The organism is Sorangium sp. So ce363 (genome assembly GCF_051520435.1).
GTDB lineage: Bacteria > Myxococcota_A > Polyangia > Polyangiales > Polyangiaceae > Sorangium > Sorangium cellulosum_B.
This window is the reverse complement of the sequence record NZ_CP150333.1, coordinates 9,047,694-9,070,989: the sequence shown is the minus strand read 5'-3', so window position 1 is coordinate 9,070,989 and position 23,296 is coordinate 9,047,694. Positions and strand designations below refer to the sequence as shown.

The 23,296-nt window shown below is 69.7% G+C and carries 9 protein-coding genes; 4 read left to right on the top strand and 5 right to left on the bottom strand.

Going from position 1 to position 23,296, the window contains the following annotated elements:
• The first annotated feature begins 214 nt into the window (after nucleotides 1-214).
• Nucleotides 215-892, top strand: coding sequence for a DNA alkylation repair protein (locus tag WMF12_RS34085; protein WP_437852133.1), 678 nt, complete (start codon nucleotides 215-217; stop codon nucleotides 890-892).
• 930 nt (nucleotides 893-1,822) lie between these two features.
• On the opposite strand, the gene WMF12_RS34080 is transcribed toward WMF12_RS34085, so the two are convergent.
• Nucleotides 1,823-2,059 (bottom strand): hypothetical protein, encoded by a 237-nt coding sequence (locus tag WMF12_RS34080; protein WP_437852131.1) that lies wholly within the window; start codon nucleotides 2,057-2,059, stop codon nucleotides 1,823-1,825.
• Nucleotides 2,060-2,370: 311 nt separating this feature from the next.
• Here WMF12_RS34080 and WMF12_RS34075 point away from each other — a divergent pair, with 311 nt between their 5' ends.
• Entirely contained in the window at nucleotides 2,371-3,975 is a 1,605-nt protein-coding gene (locus WMF12_RS34075) for a hypothetical protein (RefSeq protein WP_437852129.1), read from the top strand.
• On the opposite strand, the gene WMF12_RS34070 is transcribed toward WMF12_RS34075, so the two are convergent.
• Nucleotides 3,938-4,921 (bottom strand): cellulose binding domain-containing protein, encoded by a 984-nt coding sequence (locus WMF12_RS34070; RefSeq protein ID WP_437873916.1) that lies wholly within the window; start codon nucleotides 4,919-4,921, stop codon nucleotides 3,938-3,940. The genes WMF12_RS34075 and WMF12_RS34070 overlap by 38 nt on opposite strands.
• Nucleotides 4,922-5,523: 602 nt before the next feature.
• On the bottom strand, nucleotides 5,524-6,252 hold the full coding sequence (locus tag WMF12_RS34065; RefSeq protein WP_437852127.1) for an enoyl-CoA hydratase/isomerase family protein: 729 nt from the start codon (nucleotides 6,250-6,252) through the stop codon (nucleotides 5,524-5,526).
• A gap of 660 nt (nucleotides 6,253-6,912) precedes the next feature.
• Here WMF12_RS34065 and WMF12_RS34060 point away from each other — a divergent pair.
• On the top strand, nucleotides 6,913-8,640 hold the full coding sequence (locus WMF12_RS34060) for a leucine-rich repeat domain-containing protein (RefSeq protein WP_437852126.1): 1,728 nt from the start codon (nucleotides 6,913-6,915) through the stop codon (nucleotides 8,638-8,640).
• A gap of 95 nt (nucleotides 8,641-8,735) precedes the next feature.
• Here the strand turns inward: WMF12_RS34060 and WMF12_RS34055 are convergent, their stop codons facing one another.
• Nucleotides 8,736-13,601, bottom strand: coding sequence for an AAA family ATPase (locus WMF12_RS34055; protein WP_437852124.1), 4,866 nt, complete (start codon nucleotides 13,599-13,601; stop codon nucleotides 8,736-8,738).
• 426 nt (nucleotides 13,602-14,027) lie between these two features.
• Here WMF12_RS34055 and WMF12_RS34050 point away from each other — a divergent pair, with 426 nt between their 5' ends.
• A complete protein-coding gene (locus tag WMF12_RS34050) occupies nucleotides 14,028-20,069 on the top strand; it encodes an AAA family ATPase (protein WP_437852122.1) in 6,042 nt (2,013 codons plus the stop codon).
• A gap of 164 nt (nucleotides 20,070-20,233) precedes the next feature.
• On the opposite strand, the gene WMF12_RS34045 is transcribed toward WMF12_RS34050, so the two are convergent.
• The gene (locus WMF12_RS34045) at nucleotides 20,234-22,735 is read right to left on the bottom strand and encodes a hypothetical protein (RefSeq protein WP_437852120.1); all 2,502 of its coding nucleotides are present in this window, start codon (nucleotides 22,733-22,735) and stop codon (nucleotides 20,234-20,236) included.
• Nucleotides 22,736-23,296 lie beyond the last annotated feature (561 nt).

The following is a 23,296-nucleotide window of genomic DNA, read 5'->3' as shown; positions in this document are numbered from 1 at the left end:
CGCCCGATCAGCCTCGCGATCCGCAATGGCGTCCCCTCGATCTCGAGCGAGACGTTTTCGAATCATGGGACGATCCGAACCACGCATGCGCGCCCAACGTCAACAACCAATCAAGGCATCGAAGGGGCCACGCATCCAGGAGCTGATCCGCGTCGCGACCCGAGGCGACGCCGCGCCGCTGGACGGCGCCCGCGGATACGGCTAGCTCGAGGCCATGAACCTCACCAACGTCATGCGGGAGCTCGCCGCGCTGAGCAACGAGAAGATGCGCGAGGTCAACGCACGCGCCGGAGACGCCCACGGCGTGAACCTCACCCAGCTCCGCGCGCTCGCGAAGCAGCTGAAGGCTGACCACGCCCTGGCTGGCGAGCTCTGGCGCACCGGGGACCCCGACGCCCGCCTCCTGGCGACGCTCGTGTTCAAGCCAAAGGCCTTCTCGGCGGACGAGCTGGACGCGATGGTCCGGGAGATCGGCTACCCCAAGCTGCTCGACTGGTTCATCGTCAACGTCGTAAAGGCGTCGCGCCACGTCGAGGAGCTGCGTGTCCGCTGGAAGGACTCCGCGAGCGAGCTGGTCGGGCGCGCCGGCTGGAGCCTGACGACGGACCGCGTCGTGAAGAGCCCAGCCGGCCTCGATCTCTCCGCGCTGCTCGACCAGATCGAGGCGGAGATGAAGGCGGCGCCGGGCCCGAAGCAGTGGTCGATGAACCACTGCCTCGCCGAGATCGGCATCCACAACCCCGGGTTGCGCGCCCGCGCAGTGGCCATCGGCGAGCGGCTCGAGGTGCTCAAGGACTACCCGGCGTCGCCGGGCTGCACGCCGCCATTCGCGCCAGTCTGGATTGCGGAGATGGTGCGGCGGCAGAAGGCGGCGAAGACGCGGGGCAAGTGAGGGGGTCGGCTCGCCCCGCTCCCGATGGCGTGAAATCCGCATGCTCCGCGCTCGCGCTCGGCTCGCCGCGAGGCGCGACGCGACGGAGGACAGCAGAACAATCCAATTGCAATAGGAGCAGACTGCGCCGGGGGGAAGGATGAACCCGCACTCCCGTGCTGGATGATTCCATGATGTGCTGTCAGACCATCGCGCGCCGGCATCGGGCGCACGGAATTGGTGCGGACAGATATTGCGCCTTGCGATGCTGCACACTAGACTCCAGCCAACGAGATGCAGTCACGGGGTAGGTGACTTGAAACGCCGTCTGTGACGAGCTGATCGCGTGCTCCTCGTGACTGGTGTGACGCTCGTGCTGGCGTTCGCGGCCGACCCGACGCCGGAAGGAGCGGACGAGGCAGGCGAATGGGCAGCCAGCTCGACGTCTAAACACGGCAGCTCGACATCTGCACAAGGGAATCAACTTCTACACGTGAGGGACCGAGCGAGTGCTCGCGCTGCAGCGGCCCATGGCGCGATCCGGCTTGGTATCGATCAGCCGCGTTGCAGCGTGCCGTCGCAGGCGAGTCGACATCTCCCAATCGGATTGCCCTCCTTTCTTCCTCGAAGCGGACGAGCCGCTGGAAGGCATCACACCCACAACAGCAAAAGGATGGAGAACATGCGAACACGGTCATTGGCAACAGCGTTCCTCGCGTGCGTCGCCCTCGCCAATGCGAGCTGCGTGATGGACGCGCCGGACGGAGATGAGTGGGACAGCACCGAGGAGACCGGTGACGCGACGTTGGCCTCGACGGTGTCGGGCTGGACGGGGTGGTCGTCGGGGAGCTGCGGAGTCGGTGGATGCACCCCTATCGTCTCGCCCACGTGCGCGAGCGGGAGCTTCGCGACCCGCTGGGAGAGCAATTCGTCTCGCTCCCAATTCCGGATCTACTGTACGCCCGGTCCATCGTCCACGACGAACCACGTCTGGACGACCGATTGCCCCAGCGACAAGGTCGCGACGGGGGTCCAGTGCGTCACGAGCAGTGGCCAGGGATTCTGCTCGCCGGCGACGGTCCGGTGCAGCACGCCCGTGGGGACGGGTTGGGGTACCGGCTCGCCGTCGTCCCAGAGCCCGACCACGATAGGGACGAATCGATACCAGTGTCCCGATACAGACGTCACGGGGTATGGATACGTGGACCGCATCAACTACACGGGTGGGGTTTGCGGCACGCTGTGGGGGCCGCTCCCCTGATGCGACCTCCGGCCGTTCCCGTCGAGCAGGTCCCTGCCGCGTTCACGGCTGACCGGCGCGCCCGCCGGTAAATGCTGCTGGGGCGCAGCGCAACCAGCCCTCGACCTCTGGCAACGACGGCGGGCCTCTCCTGGCCGCGCCGAGCCGCCGCTCGACCCGCCTCATTCGGCTCGATACCGGCGCACGTCTCCGCCGCTCGGTGAGCGCCTCGCCGGCTGCTAGGATCGCGGGCGTCACCGTGAACGATCGCCGCGAGAGCTTCCAGGCCATTCCCCACGACGAGATCCAGAGCGCCGAGGACCGGTCGTGGACCGATCGGCTCCTCGGCTGGCTGGTGCTGCCCGAGCTCCCCGATGCCGAGCGGGACGAGATCGCGACGACCCTGGCGCGCGTCGAGGACCCCCGCGCGGCGGCGCGGCTCATGCGCATCGTGGAGGCGCGCGAGCTACCCGAGGCGGCGCGCGAGGCTGCGGGCGCGATCCTGAGGGGCGCCGGGAATCCGCCGGACGGCGCCTGGCTCAGGGCCGCCTGGGCGGAGGGCGACATCGTGCTTCGCCGTCACGCGCTGCTCTTCATGGAGCGCGCCGAGGCGGACCTCGTCGAGCCGGTCGCCCGGGATTCCGCGCACCCGCTTCACAAGGAAGCCATACAGGCCCTCGCGCTCGGCTTCTCGGAGCCGCGCTTCCAGGCGCTGATGATCGCCGCCCTCGGGCACCCCGACGCGGGTATCCGCAAGGTCGCCGCCGACGCGCTGGTATGGGACGAGCCCGTCGCGGCGGAGGCGCCGCTCCTGCGCGCCGCCGCGGATCCCGCGGTCGACGTCGCCGTCGCTGCGCTGGAGACGCTCCACTATTACCCGAGCCGGCGCTGCCTCGATGCGGTCGCCGCGCTTTGCGGGCACCCTGAGGAGCGGGTGCGCGCCGCAGCGGCGGCGTGTGCTTTCGAGATCCGCGAGGGGAGGTTCCGGTGGGCGCTCGAGCGCGCCGAGCCGGCCGAGCGGCGGTTTCTCCTCGCGTGGATGGAGCCGGTCCGGCATCTCCTTGGCGTCCTGGGAGACGATGACGCGTCGGAGGCGGACGATCCCGCCGCGCGCGGCCGGATCTCGCCCGGCGGCGATCACGGATCGGGGGCAGATCTCGAGATGGCCGAGCTCCTCGCGCTCTATGCCGATCTCGACGGCTGCTGGGCGGAGAGGAAGCATCGGTTCGCGGACCGCTTCCGAGCAGCGGGAGTTGCGGCGGATCGCGGCGCAGCGGCGGCGTTCCTGGCGGCGCATCCGGATCCCTGGATCCGCGAGCGATCCACGTCGCTCCTCGCCGCGTGGGACGAGCAGGAGGCCCTCCTCGGGCTCACCCGCGATCCTGCCTTTCACGTCAGGAAGAGCGCGATGTACTGGCTCGGCGAGCTCTCTGCGAACCGGGCCCTCGCGGGGCCCGCCTGGGAGCACCTCGGTGAGCTCGGGACGACAGGTACGCATGCGCTCGAGACCCTGAACACGTACGTGGCCCATGCGCTCAAGGACGAAGCCATCCCCCGGCTGCTCGCGCTGGCGCGCAGCGACGAGCGCGAGCCGGTCCGGTGCGGCGCTGTCGACGCGCTCGCGAAGCTCGGCGCGCACGCCGAGGTCGAGGCGCTCCTCCCGTTGCTCGCCGAGCCGCCGCAGGTTACCTGGGCGGTTCACGTCGCGCTCCTCTCCGCGTGCGAGCGTCTCGGTCTCCACCCGGGACGGTGCGACGCGCTCCGCGAGGTCGACAACCTCGATGTTCAGCTCGCGCTCGCGCCCTGGCTGCGGACGCCGACGACGCTCAGCGGTCGGGCGCGCCTGCGCAGATCCAGTCGATGATCGTCTTCATGTCGGCCTCGGGCAGCGGCGCGCCCGGGGGCATCTGGATCTCGGCATCGCCGCACAGGCCGGTGCCGTTCAGCTTGTTGATGAGATAGCTGCTGCTGGGCATGAACGGCCTCACGAGCACCTGGTCGCCGGAGCAGCGGCCGGCGTCCTGACTGACGAGCTCGCCGACCGCCGCGCTCGCACGGAGGTCGAGCCCGCCGGCCGGCGTGCTGGCGTTGCCATGGCAGTACTCGTTCGAGCAGCTCCGCTCCAGGATGGGTTGCACATCGGCGAAGGTCGCCGTCGCCGTGCCGCAGGCGGGATCGAGCGGCGGCGCGCCGCCTGCGCCTGCGGTGGAGCCGTCGCCGCCCGCGCCTGCGGTGGTGGTGGAGCCGTCGCCGCCCGCGCCTGCGGTGGTGGTGGCGCCACCCTCGCCGCCCGCGCCTGCGGTCGTGGAGCCGTCGCCGCCCGCGCCTGCGGTGGTGGTGGCGCCGCCCTCGCCGCCCGCGCCTGCGGTCGTGGCGCCGCCTTCGCCGCCCGCGCCGCCAGAACCAACGGTGCCCGTGGCGCCGCCGTCTCCCTCGCCACCTTCACCGCCGCCGCCGCCGGTCGCCGCGGCGCCGCCCTCGCCGCTGCTCGCCGAGGAGCTCGCGGATGCGCTTGAGCCATCGCCGCCGTCGACCGATACGAGCGCGGGCTTCTCGGCGCCGTCCGCGCAGAACCCCCACGACGCCGTGGCGCCCGGGCTCAGCGTGCCGTTGTAGCCCTCATTGACGGCGCGCAGCTGCCCATCGGACGGCGTGACGCTGGCGGTCCACGCATGGCGCAACGACGAGCCGTTGAGCGCCACAACCACGCCCCAGGCGGTGGTGGTCCGGTCGGTGCTCTTGTTCCTCACCGTCACAAGCGCGCAGTATCCAGATTGCCACTGTGCCGGAACCGTGAGCTCCGCCTCCATCGTGCCATCCAGGCTGCTCAACCCCGAGACGAGGGAATCGCTGCGCTCGTCGTGCAGAGGCCCAGGGCTGCAGGCGAGCAAGAAGCATGCAAACGAAGCGAAGCAATGTCCAAGAAAGCGAGTTGTACGCATCAAATTTCTCCAAGCAAGATCAAGTGAGTCGCAGGGTTCCGTCCAATATGAATAAGTGAATCAGGGCGTGCCCGCGAGCTCCGTTGATCGATTAGGTGAAGTCGTCATTCCCGGCAAGCATTACTTTGATCGCGGCTGTGTCCGCCGATCGGCGCCCGCCGCATGCGACGATGACAATGTGGTCGTCGGGGCGCTCGTCGCGTACAGGCGGTCTCATCGATTCATCGCTCCGGCAGGCTGTGCAATGAAGGTGGCCACCTCGACGCATGGATAGGCGATCGAACGAACATCGCCTCTCCAGGAGGGGAGCCCGATCGTCCGATGGATCGTCGGTCAATCGTCGTGTGCGGCGTGGCGGCGCGACTGGATGAGAGCGCCGGACCATCCGTGATGGCGAGGAGGCGGGGATCTCGGCGGCTGGCGCGCTCAGGGGCGGGAACGACGGCCCTTGCGCGCCGGGCGCTGCGCGTTCATGCCGGCAGAAAGGCCTGCTTCGAGGAGAGGAGCGCGTCCATCAGGGCCTCCCGCTCGGCCGTCGGCTGCGCCGCGACCCGCTCCCACGCTTCCCTGCGGAGGCTCGCCTTGGCGAGGCGGAACGCCGCGGCGGGGCGGCCGCACGCCGTGGCGAGGAAGCGACGCGCGTCCTCGAGCGGCTCGGCGGAGAGCGCGTCGCCGACGCCCATGTCGAAGAGGCTCGCGGGGGAATGGAGCTCCGCGCCGAAGACGAGCCTCCGGAGCGCGCGGGCGGGAGAGGCGGTCCGGGCGATCTCGAAGGCGACGCGCGGGAAGGCGATGCCCACGGCGAGCTCGGGGAGACCGACCTTGTAGTCGCCGGCGCCCAGGGCGAGGAAGTCAGCGCACATCGCGAGCAGGAGCCCGCCCGCGATCGCATGGCCGTGAACGGCGGTGGCGAGCGGCTTCGGAAAACGGAAAGCGGCGCCGAAGGCGGCGTCGAAGTCGTCGAGGAAGCTTCCAAGCCCCTCTCGATCGAGCGACGCGACCTCGCGGAGATCGAGACCCGCAGACAGGCAGTTGCCGGCGCCGCGGACGAGCACGCCGCGCGCGGCGTCGTCCTCCGCAAGCCGCTGGAAGACGTCGGCCAGCTGGCGGAGCACCGCCTGGTTCATGGCATTGACCTTCGGTCGGCTCAGCGTGACCTCGGCGATGCCGTCTCTTGTGAGCACCTCGACGAATTGCATGGCGAGACGATCGCGCAGAGACGAGCGCGGCGCAAGCTCGCGCGCCCTGGCGCCCGGGCCGCGGCCCGCGGTGATCAGGCTGCGTGTGCGAGATCGCAAGCGATCCCTCCTGCAAACGCGGCGCTCTATCGACAGATGATCCATGCAACGAAGGGTTGCTTTCACTCCACAGCCACCCTGAGCGGACCTGTCAGAGGTCCCAGACGAGCGAGACGGGCACGGCGCGCTCCGCATCTCCTGCAAAATTTCCGTGCTGTAACCGCGCAGTTCCAGCACCCGGTCGTTCTTGACGCGGGATCGCGGTGAGCCCAACCTCGCGGCATGCGGAACCCGTGGTGGGTGGGCGTGTTTGCGGCGATTGCGCTCGCGTCGGCCTGTGGGGCCCGGGATGCGCTCGACATCGAGGGACCGTCGGCGGATGAAGGCGAGGTCGGATCGACGGCAGGGGCTGGCGGTGCCGGCGCCACGTCATCGAGCTCGGGCGACCCAGCGATCGGCGCGAGTGCCAGTTCAGGCGGTCAATCCTCGGGAGGTGGGCCGGGCGAGCCGGGCGTCGGTGGCGCGGGGGGCGCGGGGGGCGCGGGTGTCGGAAGCGCGGGTGCCGGTGGCGCGGGTGCCGGGGGCGCGGGGGGCGCCGAGCAGGGGTGCGACCCGGCCCGCGTGGAAAGCGGCACCTGGAATGTCAATCGCCAGGAGGATCTCGAGAAGCTGCGCGGCGTCACCGTGCTCAATGGCAGGCTCAACATCGGCGGCGAGGTCTCCGACCTGTCCCCGCTCGCGTGCCTGACGAGGATCTCGGGCCGCCTCGTGATCAGCGACACCAGCCGGCTGTCCAGCCTGAGCGGGCTCGACTCCCTTTCCTTCATCGGGGCGCGGCTGGAGGTGGCGCGGAACGCGTCGCTGCTGCGTCTCGGCGGGCTGCCGAGCCTGCAACGGGTCAAGGGGATCATCGAGATCCGTGAAAACCCGATCCTCGAGAGCGTCGCCGGCGTCGGGTTGACCTCACATGAGGTGCATGTGATCGACAACGATGCGCTCGATTCCTTGTCAGGCTTCGAGAGGCTCGAGGAGGGGGTGCTGTTGATCCAGGGCAATGACCAGCTCGTGTCGCTGGACGGGCTCCAGGGCCTCCGCCGGGGGACGCTCCGCCTTGTCGACAACGATGCGCTCCTGTTCTTGCCAGGCGTCGAGAATTTCGAGTCGGGGGAGCTCTGGATCGAGGGCAACGACGGGCTTTCGTCGCTGCGCGGGGTGGTGAGCCTGCGCCGCGGGCAAATCAGCGTGATCGACAACGACGCGCTGACCAGCCTCGACGGCCTCGGGGCCGTCGAGGAGCTCGATGTGCTCGACATCTCCGGGAACGACGGGCTCGTCAAGCTGGACGGTGCCTCGCGGCTCACGGCCGTCCAGAACCTCATGTTGGCGGAGAACCCGCAGCTGAGCTCGCTGAGCGGCCTCGACCAGCTCCGTCGTGCGGGATCCATCTCCATCGCTCGGAACGAGCGTCTCCGGGACCTGATCGGGCTCGGGGGGCTCGAGAACGTCGACGGCCTCATCATCACCGGCAATTCATCGATGGTCACCCTCACGGGCATGTTCTCGCTCCGTGGTGTCCTGAATGCCTATATCGAATCGAATCCCGAGCTGGAGATCGCCGACGCTCTCGCGTACATTGGCTCGGACTCGAGCGAAGTGCAGTCGCTTTATTTCACCTCCAACCCCAAGCTCACCAGGATCGATCTCGGCGGCCTGACGCGCCTGCGAGAGCTGTTCATCACCGATTGTGGCTCCCTGGCGGACCTGTCCGACCTCGCCGGCGTGACCGAGCTGTCGGTGCTCTCCCTGGGCCATAACGCCGGGCTCGTGAGCCTTACAGGCGTGGAGCAGATCTCGGATCTCTTTCTGCTGTCGATCGCGTACAATCCCCGGCTCACGGATCTGCGGCACCTGAGCGGCCTCCGCAACGTCCGAAACGGGATCGAGATCGTCGGTAACCCCGCGCTGACCAGCCTCGACGGGCTCGGTTCGTTCAGCGAGGGCGTCGGCGTGACCGATGTCGTGACGCTCGAAGGCAACGAATCGCTCGTGGACATCGACGCGCTACGTGGCCTGGTCCGCGTGAGCCAGCTCGTCATCAAGGACAACGACGCGCTGCTCGGGCTGACCGGACTCGAGGGCCTGGCTGATCTCGATAGCCTCATCGTCGAGGGGAACCGCTCGCTCGCGACGCTCCGCGGCCTGGGCGCCCGAACGGTCAATGGTTGGATCGAGATCATGGGCAACGAGAGCTTGCCGAGCTGCGAGGTCGATGCGTTCGTGGAGCGCCTCGACTGGGTGCCCGAGAGCGTGCGCGAGGAGGACAACGGCACCGGGACCTGCTCGCCCTGAGCCCGCGGGGAGCCCGCCGCCGCGCGAACGACGCGAGCGCGCGCCGGGCTCGGACGCGCGCAGCGGCGCTTCGCAGCGGCGCTGCGCTGGCGGGATCAGCGGGCCGCGAGGCTCCGCATGCAGAACTTGAGGGCCTCGCGCAGGGTGGCGTGCGTGCCGAGGGAGCGCAGATCGACGTCGAGAGAGGTCATGGTGCGCGCGACCGCGGGGCGGATGCCGGTGACGATCGGCCGGACGCCCAGGAGCTCGACGGCGCGCATGATGCGGACGAGGTGGTCGGCGACGGCCTCGTCGATGGTCTCGACGCCGGTGGTGTCGAGGAGGGCGAAGCGCACATCGCCGCGCGAGACCGCGTTGAGAAGGCTCTGCATCAGCTCGCTGGCGCGCTCGCCGTCCAGGGCGCCGATGAGCGGCACGGCCAGGACGCCATCCCAGACCTGGAGGATGGGGGCGGAGAGGGCGTGGATGACCTCGCGCTGCTGCTCGATGAGGGCGCGCTGCTCCAGCATCCGCTCCTCCTGCTCGCGCTCCCGCGCGGCATAGAGCACGCCCAGCTCGGCGTGCGCCGCGCGGAGCTCGGCCGTGCGGGCCTCCACCTTGTCCTCGAGCTGGGCGAAGAGGCGGGCGTTCTCCAGCGAGACGGCGACCTGCGAGGAGAGCAGGCCGAGGAGCTCGACGCGATCGTGCGTGAAGACCGCGCTGGCGAGCGCGTTCTCGAGGTAGACGATCCCGAGGACGCGCCCCTGGTGGAAGATGGGCGTCGCGAGGAGCGATCGCGGCTGTACGGCCTTGATATAAGGGTCGGATCCAAAGGCGGGATCGCTCGGGGCGTCGGCCATGACGACGCTGTCCTCGGTCCGCGCGACATACTGGACCACGCTGGCGGCCAGATCGGAGCGGGAATCCAGAGGGGTCGAGGCGATCCGCTCGACGCCGCCGGCGATGTCGCCGGCGGCCTCGATGGTGAGGCGCCCGTCGTCCTTCAGGATCAAGAAGCCGCGGCGCGCGCCGGCGCTCTCGAGCATGATGCGCATCAGCGCCTCGAGCAGCCGGGACAGGACGATCTCCCCGGCGAGGGCCTGAGAGGCCTTGAGCACGCTGCGCAGGTCGAGGTCTTCCCTGACGCCGGTCCTTGCGCCGGTAGGGGCGGGCAGCAGCACGAGATCGGGATGGTCGCGCTCGAGGCGGGCCATGGCGCTCGCGGCGCCCCAGCGCGCATACTGGGCGTGGGCCTCGGTCATGTAGGCGCGCGCGCTCGTGGTCCTGCCGAGAGCCAGGTAGCAGCGCGCGCAGAGCTCGTTGCCGAGGGCGCTGTCGTGGAGATAGCCGCCCTCGACAGCCGCGCGGATGCCCTCGTCGTAGAGATCCAGCGCCTCTCGCCTGTCGCCGCTCACGCGCGCGAGCTCGGCCGCGAGCAGGAGGTGGCGGTGCCTCATGTTGTCGGGCGCATGGCTCGCCCAGAAGGCGACCTTCTCGCCGAGGGCACGGGCCTTGTCGAGATACCGCTCCCGGGTCTCCGGATCCGCGCTGTCGGCCGCCTGGACGAGGGCGACGCCGCCGTAGAAGTGGAACGGCGGGTTGCCCTGCCAGCCGGCGATCCCGATGATGGTGGGGTTCGCCTCCATCGCCAGCGCGGCCGCCCCCGCGTAGTCGCCCTGGAACACGCGCAGGAAGAGGCGGTAGAAGATGGTGAAGAAGAGCGAGGCCTGGTTGTTGACCTGCACCGCGCTGTCGACGAGCTCTTTGATCTGGACCCACTCGCCGGCCAGCTCCGTCGGCCCAGGATCCGGGCTCATGAGGTTCTCGCAGATCTGGCCGACGCAGGAGACCATCCAGGTGATGAAATTCCACCTGTCGAACTTCCTGATGGGCAGCAGCGACTGCGATTCGGCCTTGATCTCGGCGAGGGGGCGGCCGAGCAGGAGGGTCGCCGTGTTCGCGTTGGTCATGCAGTAGAAGGTCCAGACGTACTGTCCTGTCTCCAGGCCGGCATGGATGCCGGAGAACAGGACCTCTCGCCCCTTCTCGTAGCTCGTCTGCCAGTGCATGACGAACGCGCCCCACATGCAGGCGAGGATCGGGTCGTTCCGCTTGTCCGGATAGCGCCGGAGGATCTCGCCCGCGGCTTCGCCGAAGGCGTAGCCGAGCGGGATCCGGCCGCTGACGCACAGGATCTGGCCGAAGACGACGTAGGCGAAGACCGAGCTTTGCGAGACGCCGTATTGCACGGTGTCTCGCAGGATCTTCATCACGCAGAAGCCGAAGTTGTTGCTCGCGAGGAAGTAGCAGGACGAGATCATCTCCTCCAGCACGCTGTGCAGGACGGCGACCTCGGGGTCGGCGAGCCGCGGCAGATCGCAGAGCGACTCCATCGATCGGCCGTCGAGGAACCTGAGCGTCGCCTCGACGTCGCCGGCGACCGCCTCGTCTGACGGGAAGGGCGGGAGATCGATCCCGAAGGCGCGCAGGGCCACGAGCCCCTCCTCGAGGGCGGCGTGCAGATCGGCCTTGAGGATGTGGACCCGCACCTTGAGCCCGTGGGCCCGCGTCTTGTCGAGCCGGCTCCTCGCGTGGACCACGGCCCCTTCCAGCGTGGGGAGGGCGTCGTCCGGGCGGCCGGAGAGCCCCTGCATGAGGCCCATCTTCGTGGTGAGCGCGAAGCTGAGCTCGTACTCCGTCGCCCACGGATCGCCGGGGAGCCTGGCGATGCCCTCGGCCAGGTACTTGAGCGCGGCGTCGAACGCCGCGCTCTCCTCGGCCCGCTCGGCCGCGGCGAGGTTCATCCGCGCGAGATCGACGCGGGCCGCGGGGTCCTGGATCAGGTCGCCGGCGAGGTTCAGGTGGTTCACGACGTCGAAGAGAGAGCGCGCGTCGGACCCGAGCTGCTGCCGCAGGAGCACCCCGATGCGGTGGTGGAGCCCCGGCCGCTCCTCGACGGGGATCATCGCGTAGGCGGCCTCCTGGATCTTGTCGTGGACGAAGCGATGGCACGCGCCGTCGCCCGTGATGAGCTCTTCCCTGAGCGCCGGCTCGACGCGCCCGTAAAACTCGTCGATGGAGCACTCGCTGACGGTCGAGAGCGTGCCCAGATCGAAGCGGTTGCCGAGGGCCGCAGCGAGCCTGAGCGCGTCCTGCGCGGCGGGGGGCAGGCGGCGGATGTTGCTCCCCATGAGGTCGAGGACGTTATCCGTGTACTCGAGGGCGCGTATCGCCGCGAGATCCCACGACCAGCGGCCGGCCTCATCGAAGGACAGCGCGCCGCTGTCATGGATCGATTTGAGGAAGCGCTTGATGAAGAACGGGTTTCCGCCCGTCTTCTTCAGCACGAGGGCCGCGAGCTGCGCGCAGTCCGAGCGCCCGAGGCTGTCGCTGATGAGCGCCTTGACGTGCGGGAGCTCGAGCGGGGTGAGCACGATGGGCTCGATCTCGACGCCGCTCTTCCGGAGCTCCTCGACGGCGCGGATGAAGGGGTGCGTGGGGCTCACCTCGTTGTCGCGGTAGGCGCCGCAGAAGAAGAAGGCCCCGAGCCCCTCGGCCTCGAGCAGCGCGTTGACGAGGCTCAGGCTCGCGGCGTCGATCCACTGAAGGTCGTCGAGGAAGAGGACGATGGGGCGCCCCTGCCCCGTGAAGACGGAGACGAAGCGCTGGAAGGTGAGGTTGAGGCGGTTCTGCGCCTCGACGGGGCCGAGGGAGGGCACCGGCGGCTGCTCGCCGACGAGGAACTCGAGCGCGGGGAGGACCTCGCAGATGACCTGCGCGTTGCTCCCCAGCCCCTCGATCATCGCCGCTCGCCAGCGCGCGATGCGCGCTTCGCTCTCGGACAGGATCTGCCGGAGCAGCGCGTCGAACGCCTGGAGCACCGGGCCGAGGGGCCGGTCCCGATTGAACTGGTCGTACTTGCCGGTGATGTAGTAGCCCTTCTCGCGCGCGAGGGGCTTCAGGATCTCCTGCACCAAGGATGACTTCCCGATGCCGGAGTAGCCCGAGACGAGGACGATCTTGCGCGTGCCGCCCAGGACCCCGAAGAACGCCTCGGTGAGGCGCTCGATGCTCTCTTCGCGACCATAGAGCTTCTGGTGGATCTGGAGCATGTACGCGGCGTCGCGCTGGCCCAGGTCGAAGCGATCGAGCTGGGCATGGTCGAGGCGCCGCCGACACTCGTGAAGATCGGCGAGGAGGCCGCTCGCGGATTGATAACGGTTCTCCGCGTTCTTGGAGAGCAGCTTCATGACCACATCGCCGAGCGCGGCGGGCACGGCGGCGTTTCGCGCCGCGGGGTGCTCGGGGATGTGGGCGATGTGGGCGTGGATGAGCTCGAGCGGATCGCTCGCCTGGAAGGGGACGGCCCCGGTGAGCATGCGATAGTAGAGCACGCCGAGCGAGTACAGATCGGAGCGGTGGTCGACGCTGCGGTTCATCCGGCCGGTCTGCTCGGGCGAGATGTAAGGGAGCACGTCGGAAATGACAGCATCGCTGTAGAGCGACTCGCGCTCCCGCGTGACCGCGGCGTCGACCCCGTAGTTCAGGATCCGGGCCTGACCGTCGCCAGAGACGAGGAAGCTCTTCGGCCTGACGGCGCCGTGCACGATCCCGTGCCCGTGCAGCACGCGCACCGCCTCGGCCATGGAGATGGCGAGCTCGAGGCACCTGTCGACGTCGAGGCTGCCGCACGCCGCGAGGTAGTTCTCGAGCTCGTCGCCGGCGGTGTCCTTGAGGACGAGGACGAGCTCCCCGTCATGCTCCTCCAGGCCGTAGACCTTGACGACGCGCTCGGACTCGATTCGCGCGATGTGCTTGTATTCGTGCTTGACGCGGGCGCGGTCCACGATGCGCGACCCGCCCGCGCCGAGCACCTTGAGCACCACGGGGGCGCCGTCGTTCTCACGGACGGCGCGGTATCGGGCGGAGTCGCCTTTCGGATCGAAATGGCTGACGGAGTGGTAGCTGGGTAGAGTGAGCATCACCGAATCGCAGAGGTGCCGCGCTGGCCGGCAGGTGCTTGGAGGGGAGACAGCGACCCTCCCTCACCGTGCTGGCGGGCGGCAGGGCAGTAGCGGTCTTGCCACGACGAGAGCCGAAGGTGGCTGACGGAACGAAGGCAGGAAATAGCAGAGCCTGCTTCGGCGTTTATCGGAGCCAGTCGACCCCCCCGAACTCCGAGTCATCAAAAAAATTATCACAGCGCCAGCGCGCCGGGCAAGGGCGACGGAGCGAGGGAGGTGCTCGCGAGCGCTCCTGCTCCTAAGGCTCGCCGGGCATGACGGGGCGTCGCGGGCGAGCCGGCCCAAGATCGCGCCGCCGTTTCCCGTGGCAAAGCGCGGTCCTTCGGACAACATCATCAATCGGCCGGCGCCTCGGGTCGCTCCGGCGCTCGACCCTCTCCACATATGTCCGATAGCCCACGTTACCGCGTACTGGAAGTGCTGCACCGAGGCGCGGATACGATCCTCTATCGCGCGAGACGCGAGGAGGACGGCCTGCCGGTGGTGCTCAAGGCCCTGCGGCGCGACCACGCGAGCCGGCGCGCCCTGGGGCGCCTGCAGCACGAGCTCGAGATCGCCAGGGCGCTCGAGTCGCCGGTCGTCGTCAAGGCTTACGGGATCGAGACGTTCCGCGACCAGGTGACCCTGGTCCTGGAGGACTTCGGTGGCCGCTCGCTCGACCGGGGCCTCGGCGGCCCCATGCCGATCGAGCGCTTCCTGCCCCTGGCCATCGGCTTCGCCGGCGCGCTCGCCGAGCTGCACCGGCGGCACGTCATTCACAAGGACATCAAGCCCCAGAACCTGCTCCACAACCCCGACACCGGGGAGGTGAAAATCACCGATCTCGGCATTGCCTCCCTCTCGCCCCGCGAGGCCGAGGAGCTCGCACACGACGGGCTCATCGAGGGCACGCTCGCGTACATGGCGCCCGAGCAGACGGGCCGCATGAACCGCTGGATCGACGAGCGCACCGACCTTTACTCCCTCGGCATCACCTTCTACGAGATGTTGACCGGCACCTTGCCCTTCCATGCAAGCGACCCCGTCGAGTGGGTCCACTGCCACATCGCCCAGGCGCCGCGGCCGCCGCACGCGCTCGTCCCCTTGATTCCCCTGCAGCTGTCCGCGATCGTGCTCAAGCTGCTCGCCAAGGCCGCCGAGGCGCGCTACCAGAGCGCGCTCGGCCTGCGGTACGACCTCGACCGGTGCGTCGGCCGGCTGCGCGCGAGCGGCACCATCGAGGCCTTTCCGCCCGGCCAGCGCGACGTCCCCGCTCGGTTCCAGGTCCCGCAGCGGCTCTACGGCCGCGAGCGCGAGCTCCAGGCCTTGCTCGCCGCGTTCGGTCGCGTGGTCGCGAGCGGCCGGCCCGAGCTCGTGCTCGTGTCGGGCTACTCGGGCATCGGAAAGTCGTCGCTCGTCGCCGAGCTGCGCAGGCCCATCGTGCGTGAGCGGGGCTTCTTCCTCTCCGGCAAGTTCGATCAGCTGAAGCGCGACATCCCCTTCCACGCCTTCATCCAGGCCTTCCGGGCGCTTTCGCGGGAGATCCTGTGCGCGAGCGAGGAGCAGGCCGACCGCTGGCGGCAGCGCCTCCGCGAGGCGCTCGGCCAGAACGGCGGGTTGCTCGCCGACCTGCTCCCCGAGCTTGCGCTGCTCCTCGGCCCCCAGCCGCCCGTGCCCGAGCTCCCGCCCGCCGAGGCGCAGAGCCGGCTGCACGCGACGCTCCATCGGTTCGTCGCGGCGTGCGCCCAGAAGGAGCACCCCGTCGCGCTGTTCCTCGACGATCTTCAGTGGGCCGACGCGGCCAGCCTCCAGCTGCTCGAGCAGCTCGCCACCCGCGCCGACGCCGCGCACCTGCTGCTGATAGGCGCCTACCGCGACAACGAGGTCGGCCCCACGCACCCGCTCCGGCTCACGCTGGCCGAGGCGCAGAAGCAGGGCGTCCCTGTCGACGACATCGCCCTCGCGCCGCTCTCCCCCCCCCACGTCGGCGCCCTCGTCGCCGAGGCGGTCCACGCCCCGGCCGCGCCGCTCTCCCGGCTCGTCTACGAGAAGACCGGAGGCAACCCGTTCTTCGTGCTCCAGTTCCTCATCACCCTGCACGAAGAGGGGCTCATCACCTTCGACGCCGACGAGGGCGCGTGGCGGTGGAACCTCGCCGCCATCCGCGACCAGGGCTTCACCGACAACATCGTCGAGCTGATGGTGGGCAAGCTGAAGCGGCTCCCCGTTCCCACGCGCGACGCCCTCAAGCTCGCCGCGTGCCTCGGCAGCAGCGCGGACCTCGACGCCCTCGCGATCGTCGCGAGCCGCCCGGCGGAAGAGCTCCGCGAGGCGCTCGAGGAGGCCGTGCGGGAAGGGCTGCTCGTCTGCCGGAGAGGGTCCTCCTACCGCTTCCTCCACGACCGGGTGCAGCAGGCCGCTTATTCGCTCATCGCGGCGGGACAGCTGCCCGAGGTGCACCTCCGGATCGGCCAGCTGCTCCTGAAGGCACGGCGCCCGGAGGAGCGCGAGGACGCGCTCTTCGACATCGTGGACCACCTCAACCGCGGCGCCGTCCTCCTGCGTTCCCAGGCGGAGCGCGACGAGCTCGCCGCCCTCAACCTCCGCGCCGGCAGGAAGGCCAAGGCCGCCGCCGCCTACCAGTCCGCCGCAGCCCTCTTCGCCGCCGGCATAGCCCTCCTCGCGAAAGATCCCCGCGAGCGCTGGGAGACCCGGTACGAGCTGACCTACGACCTGAGCCTCGAGCGCGCGCGCGCCGCGTACGTCACCGGCGGTTTCGAGGAGACCGAGCGGCTCCTCGAGGAGCTCTTGGAGCACGCGAAGACCAAGATCGAGCGCGCCGCCGTCGTGGAGCTCGCGGTCGTCTTCTACCAGACCCGCGGGCGAAGCGACCACGCCGTGGAGATCGGGCTCTCGTGGCTCCGCACCTGGGATATCGATCTTCCTCCCCATCCCACCGAGGCACAGGTCACAGAAGAGATCAAGAGCGTCTGGCAGGCCCTGCGCGACCGTGCGATCGAGGATCTGCTCCACCTGCCCCCCATGGAGCACCCGGCGAGCAAGCTCCTGATGGCCGTGCTGCACGGCGTGGCCGGCCCCGCGATCTTCGTGGACCAGGACCTCCACTGCCTCGCCATCGTTCGCATGGTGAAGCTCAGTTTGCGCCACGGCAACGCCGAGAGCTCCGCCCATGCCTATGCGGCCTTCGCGCGGATGCTCGGCCCGCGGCTCGGGCGATACCGGGAAGCGTACCTGCTCGGAAAGGTCGGCCACGACCTGGCGGACAGGAGCGGCCTCCTCACCATGAAAGCGCTGGTGTTCACCCTCTTCGGCCAGCACGTCGTCTTCTGGACACGCCACTACCGAGAGACAACTCCGTACACGCGCGCCGGTTTCAGCGCCGCGGTCGAGTCCGGCGACCTGAACATGGCGTGTTTCAACTGTATCTGGGCCCCGCTGTTCCAGCTGCTCTCCGGCGGGCCGCTGGAGGACGTGCTCCACGAGGTCGAGGAGCGCCTCGGCTTCGTGCGCAGGACGCGCTACGCGTTCGCGCACGGACCCCTCCTCAGCGGCCACGCCATGATCCAGACGCTGCGAGGGAGGCCGGTCGGCTACGCGACGGTGGACGGCTCTGATCTGGCCCCGTCGGCCTTCGAGGCGCGGCTCGACGAGGGCGACCTGCGGGGCGCTCGCGGCCTCCATTACAGCATGAAGGCCCAGGCGCTCTTCGTGCTCGGCCCGCCCGGAGAGGCGCTCGCCGCGGCGACGCGCGTGATCGTCGACCACCCCCTCAGGACCGAGCCCTCCGCGCTCATCGCCGAGAACTGCTATTATTACGCGCTGGCGCTCGCGGCCGTCTCGTGCGACGCGCGCGCGCCGCACGTGCAACACGGGGCGTGGCCATCCCCGGCAGAGGAGCTCCCCGCGGGTCTACTCGACAGCGAGCGGCAGCTCGGCGAGTGGGCCGCGAGCTGCCCCGACAACTTCTTCCACAAGCACGCCCTGATCCGCGCCGAGATCGCCCGGCTCCGCGGGCAGGAATCGGAGGCGATGCGGCTTTACGAGCAGGCCATCGCGTCGGCGCGGGAGGGCGGCTTCGTCCAGCACGAGGCCATCGCCTGCGAGCTCGCCGCTGGGTTCTACCGCGCTCGCGGCCTGCCCACGCCCGCCGACGCCTACCTGCGAGACGCCCGCGCCGCCTACTTTCGCTGGGGCGCCCACGCCAAGGTCGAGCAACTCGACCAGCGCTATCCCCACCTCGTCGAGCGCAGGCCGATCGCCCCCACCGTCACCTTCGCCGTCCGGGCCGAGCAGTTCGACGTCCTGTCCGTCGTCAAGGCCTCTCAGAGCATCTCCGGCGAGCTCAAGCTCCCGCGCCTGCTCGAGATGCTCCTGCGCACGGTGATCGAGCACGCAGGTGCCGAGGAAGGCTATGTGCTCCTGAGCCGGGAGGATCGCATGTCGGCCGCGGCGGCGATCGCCGCGTCCGGGGGCGCGGCGCGCCTGTTCGATGCGGGCGAGGCGCCGGGGGCGCTGCCGCAATCCATCCTCAACTATGTCCTCCGCAGCCACGAGCGCGTGCTGCTCGACGACGCCACGGTCAGGCACACGTTCTCCGAGGACGAGTATTTCACGGAGAAGAGGCCGAGGTCGGTGCTGTGCCTCCCGATCATGCGCCAGGCCCGGCTGCTCGGCATGCTCTACCTGGAGAACGGGCTCGTGGCCGGCGCGTTCACCCCAGGGCGGCTCAGCGTGCTCGAGCTGCTCACCTCGCAGTCGGCCATCTCGCTCGAGAACGCCATGCTCTATGCCAAGGTCGAGCAGGAGAACGCCGAGCGGCGGCGGGCGGAGCAGGCGCTGAAGGCCAACCAGGCGACGCTGCAGGCCATCGTCGACAACTCCGCCGCGGCCATCTACCTCAAGGATCGCGAGGGCCGGTATCTGCTTGCCAACCGCCAGGCGGGCAACCTCTTCGGCCTGCCGAGCGATGAGCTCCTCGGAAAGACCGACGCCGAGCTCTTTCGCAATGCGAGCGTCGAGGTGCTCCAGACCAACGACCGGCGGGTGCTCGACGCGGGCGAGCCGCTGGAGTTCGAGGAGGAGACGCTGATAGAAGGCGATCAGCGCACCTTCCTGTCGGTCAAGTTCCCTCTCGGCGAGGAGGTCATGCCCGGCGTCCTTTGCGGCATTTCCACCGACATCACCGAGCGCAAGCGGGCCGAGATCGCCGAGCGCTTCCTCGCCGAGGCGAGCCGCAAGCTGATGGCCCTCGGCTACGGCGCGACCCTCGAGAGCGTGGCGCACCTCGCGGTCCCCGAGCTGGCCGACCGGTGCGTCATCGACGTGGACCTCGCCCAGGGCACCCCTGGATCCACGGTCACCGCGGTCACCGCGGGCGTGCCGGCCGAGCTCGCCGGCGCGGTGGTCGAGGCGCTGCGGCCCCTGGCAGCGACCGCGCCGGACCGGCTCGAGGTGGGCGACGTCCGCGTGGTGCCCCTCCTCGAGCGGCTCGGCGTTCACTCCTTCCTCCGCGTCCCGCTCCTCGCGCGCGACCGGCGCTTCGGGGTCATGACCCTGCTGGCGACCGCGCCCCGGCGCCGCTATGGCCGCGCCGACCTGTGGCTCGCCGAGGAGCTGGGCAGCCGCGCCGCGCTCGCCCTCGACAACGCGCGCCTGTTCGCCGAGGCCCAACAGGCGATCGAGCGCCGGGACGAGTTCCTCCTCGTCGCCTCGCACGAGCTCAAGACCCCGCTCACCTCGCTGAAGATGCAGGCCCACCTCCTCGCGCGGCTCTTGCCTCGCTACCGGCGCGCGGAGATCGCCCCGGAGCGCATCGACGTCGCGCTCCAGGTCCTCGATCGCCAGATCGCGCGGCTCGCCCACCTGGTCAACGAGCTGCTCGACGTCACTCGCCTGAACGCAGGCCGGCTGACCCTCGCGCGCGCGCCGGTCGACCTGGCGGCCCTGGCGCGCGAGGTCGTCGAGCGCATGCACCAGCAGCTCGACGACGCCCGCTGCCGCACCGAGCTCGAACTGGACGAGCCCGTGATTGGAAGCTGGGATCCTTCTCGCATCGAGCAGGTCCTCATCAACCTCCTGTCCAACGCGATCAAGTACGGCGCCGGAGGCCCCATTCACGTCGCCGTGCGCGGCGAGGGCGATCGCGCGTTGCTCGTCGTCCGCGATCACGGCATGGGCATCGCCGAGGCCGATCAGGGCCGGATCTTCGAGCGCTTCGAGCGCGCCGTCTCTGTCCGCAACTTCGGCGGCCTCGGCCTCGGCCTCTACATCGTTCGCTTGATCGTCGCGGCCCACGGCGGCACCATCCGCGTCGAGAGCGCGCCAAGCGCAGGTGCCACGTTCATCGTCGAGCTCCATTTGCTCCCGGCCGAGGCCGAAGCGGACGCGGCGACCGACGACCAAGGCGCCCTGCTCCCACCGGCGTAGGGCGGACGCTTCCCTGCGAGGATGCTGCGCATCTCCTGGTGCCCAGCGGAGGACCGTCAAGTTGCCCATCGCGCTGACCTTGAGTCAGCGATTCAGCGTCTTCAAGGAGTGAGGGGGCGGCGACGCGGAGCACACGTGACGCGTAGGACGCCTGTGCATGCCCTCTAGGGAACTGCGTAGGACGGATCGCCCGCGAGCACCCTGGCGAGCAGACCGCGCACCTCGAAGCGCTCGCGGCACAGGTCGAAGGGGAAGTTGAGGGTGCCGGCGCGGCAGACCGGAATGCCGATCGCGGCGTCTGCTTCGGGGCCGAGGAGCTCGATCAGGGGGGCCAAGCCCGGTGTGTAAGCGTAGGAAGCGTCGCGGTGCGAGACGGCTCGGAGGAAGATCAAAGGGGCGCCGGCAGCCCAGAAACGAATGAACCCGTCCTCCGAGGAGGAGGCGAGCGCCTTGCCGTGCGGCGAGAACGCGACGGCCGTGACGGCGCCCGTGTGCCCCTCGAGTCGGCTCATCTGCGCGCCTGTCGCGATGGTCCAGAGGCGCACGGTCTGGTCGGTCGAGCCCGAGGCGAGGGTGGTGCCATCCGGCGAGAACGCGATGGTCGTGACGTCGCCCGTGTGCCCTTTGAGCTTGCGCTTCTCGCGCCCTGTCGCGGTGCTCCAGAGCCGCACGGTCTCGTCCGCGGAGCCCGAGGCGAGGGTCTGGCCGTCCGGTGAAAATGCGACGGCCGCGACCGAACGGGTGTGCGCTTCGAGCTTGCGGTTCTCGCGCCCTGTCGCGGTGCTCCAGAGCCGCACGGCACGATCCTCGGCGCCCGAGGCGAGGGTCCGGCCGTCCGGCGAGAATGCGACGGACCGAACCCAGCCATCATGCCCTTCGAGCTTGCGCATCTCGGCGCCTGTCGCGACACGCCAGAGCCGCACGGTCTCGTCCCAGGAGCCCGAGGCGAGGGTCTTGCCGTCCGGCGAGAACGCCACGGTGATGACTGGCCTGGTGTGCCCTTCGAGCTTGCGCATCTCGGCGCCTGTCGCGACATTCCAGAGCCGCACGGTGTGGTCGAACGAGCCCGAGGCGAGGATCTTGCCACCTGGCGAAAATGCGATGGATTTGACGTCGCTCGTGTGTCCTTCGAGCCTGCGCATCTCACCTGTCGCGACATGCCAGAGCCGCAGGGTGTTGCCCTCGGAAACCGAGGCGAGGGTCTTTCCATCGGGCGAGGACGCGAAGGACCTGAACGGTTCCGTCTGCGCTTCGAGCTTGTGCATCTCGGCGCCTGTCGCGACATGCCAGAGCCGCACGGTCCTGTCCATGGAGCTCGCGGCGAGGGTCTTGCCATCGGGCGAGAACGCGAAGGAGTCGACCGGCTTCGTGAGCCCTTCGAGCTGGCGTACCTGGGCCCCTGTCGCGACGTTCCAGAGCCACGCCGTCTGATCGTCGGAGCTCGAGGCGAGGGTCTTTCCATCGGGCGAGAACGCGACGGATCTGACGTTTTCCGTGTGCCCCTCGAGCTTGCGCTTCTCTGTTCCTGAAGCGACATTCCAGAGCCGCACGGTATCGTCCCAGGAGCCGGAGGCGAGGGCCTTGCCATCGGGTGAGAACGCGACGGAGGTAACCGCTCGGAGGTGCCCTTTGAGAGCGCGCGTCTCGGCCCCCGTCGCGACGTTCCAGAGCCGCACTGTATGGTCCCAGGATCCCGAGGCGAGCGTCCTGCCATCGGGCGAGAACGCGACGGAGTCGATGAGGCTCTTGTGCCCTTCGAGCGCGTGCAACTGGACCCCTGTCGCGACGTTCCAGAGCCGCACGGTCTGGTCCATCGAGCTCGAGGCGAGCGTCTTGCCGTCGGGCGAGAACGCGACGGATCTGACGTCGTCCTTGTGCCCTTCGAGCGCGCGTATCTCGACCTCTGTGGCGAGGTCCCATAGCCGGACCGTGTTGTCGATGGAGCCCGAGGCGAGGGTCTTGCCGTCGGGCGAGAACGCGAGAGAGGCGACCGTGTCGGTGTGCCCGGCGAGCTGCGCCGTCTCTTGAAGGTTCAGGGCCTGATCCCTGATCGACACGAACGTGCCGGTCGCGATGGCAAGCCAGCGCCGATCCCTGCTCCACGCGACCGCCAGGGTGCCGTCCAGAGATCCGATCGGCAGGTACGGGACGACCTTCTTTCCAGCCACCTCCTCCAGCTCCACGAGCGCCCTGTCGAACAATCGCTGTGCCCCCGCCGCATCTCCGGTCTCCTTCGTCACGAGCCCGGCGGACCAGAGCGCTCGCCCATTCGGCCTGTACAGCGACCAGGCCTCCAGGAATCCCGTCCTCGCCGCCTCGTACTCCTTGCCCTCCCACGCCGTCGTTGCCGCGGAGTAGGCCCTGCGCATCGCCTCTTTCGCCTTGTCATCGAAGGTCTTGCCCTCTTCCTCGGCGATCAGCTTGCGCGCGTGCTGCGCCGCGACCCGCGTCGCCGGCGTCGCGCCCGCGCTGGCGTCGATGGCGTCGGCGACCTTGCGCGCCTCGTCCCCTCTCCGGAGCTCTGCGAGCGCCGTGACCAGGGCCGCCCACGTCTCGCCCGCGCTGCTCGGGCACTGCGCATCCGCGCGCTCGATCACGCGCACGGCGCGATCGAGCCTCCCCTGCTCGAGCAGCCCTGGCACACGGGCGCGCTGCTCGGCCGCCATCTCACAGGGCGACAGCTCCGGAGGTTCGGGTGGAGCGGAGGCGGACGCGCGCGCAGGCGGCGGCGTCGTGACGACGGCAAAGGCGGCCGGAGCCTGCGACCGGCTCGCTCTGCCATCACCGGAAGCGCAGGCGCAGAGCGCGGCAGCCGCGAGACACGCCAGGACGGGGGGCACCAGCGCGCGAGTCGGGCGAACCACGCTGGCCAGCGTAGACCCCCGGGGCACATGCCGTCGGAAAAGCTGCCAGCGCGGGAGCCCCATGCGAGGGCCGAGCACCCCGCTGTCGACCTGGCCACCATCCCTCGATGCGATCATCGAGCCGTGCAACCGACCCCAGCAGTTCCGTGAGCCCGTCCCTCCCGCAACGGGCGCCGCAGCGCCGCCGTGCAGCCCGCCGCGGTCCGCCATCAGGACGAACGCGCGTGCCACCGCTGTCGCATCTCCTCCTCTCTTCTGCTCCGCCAGTGCTCGACTCCACCCTCCCTCACGCTCACGCGCCTCCCGCGCCGCCGCCCGCGACGATCGGGCCTCCCGCCCGAGCCACGGCCCCGTCGCCGAGCC

Coding starts and splice junctions, on each gene's coding strand:
- WMF12_RS34085 (WP_437852133.1), top strand. CDS start 215: ATGAACCTCACCAACGTCATGCGGGAGCTCGCCGCGCTGAGCAACGAG.
- WMF12_RS34070 (WP_437873916.1), bottom strand. CDS start 4,921: ATGGAGGCGGAGCTCACGGTTCCGGCACAGTGGCAATCTGGATACTGC.
- WMF12_RS34065 (WP_437852127.1), bottom strand. CDS start 6,252: ATGCAATTCGTCGAGGTGCTCACAAGAGACGGCATCGCCGAGGTCACG.
- WMF12_RS34055 (WP_437852124.1), bottom strand. CDS start 13,601: ATGCTCACTCTACCCAGCTACCACTCCGTCAGCCATTTCGATCCGAAA.
- WMF12_RS34050 (WP_437852122.1), top strand. CDS start 14,028: ATGTCCGATAGCCCACGTTACCGCGTACTGGAAGTGCTGCACCGAGGC.
- WMF12_RS34045 (WP_437852120.1), bottom strand. CDS start 22,735: ATGGCGGCCGAGCAGCGCGCCCGTGTGCCAGGGCTGCTCGAGCAGGGG.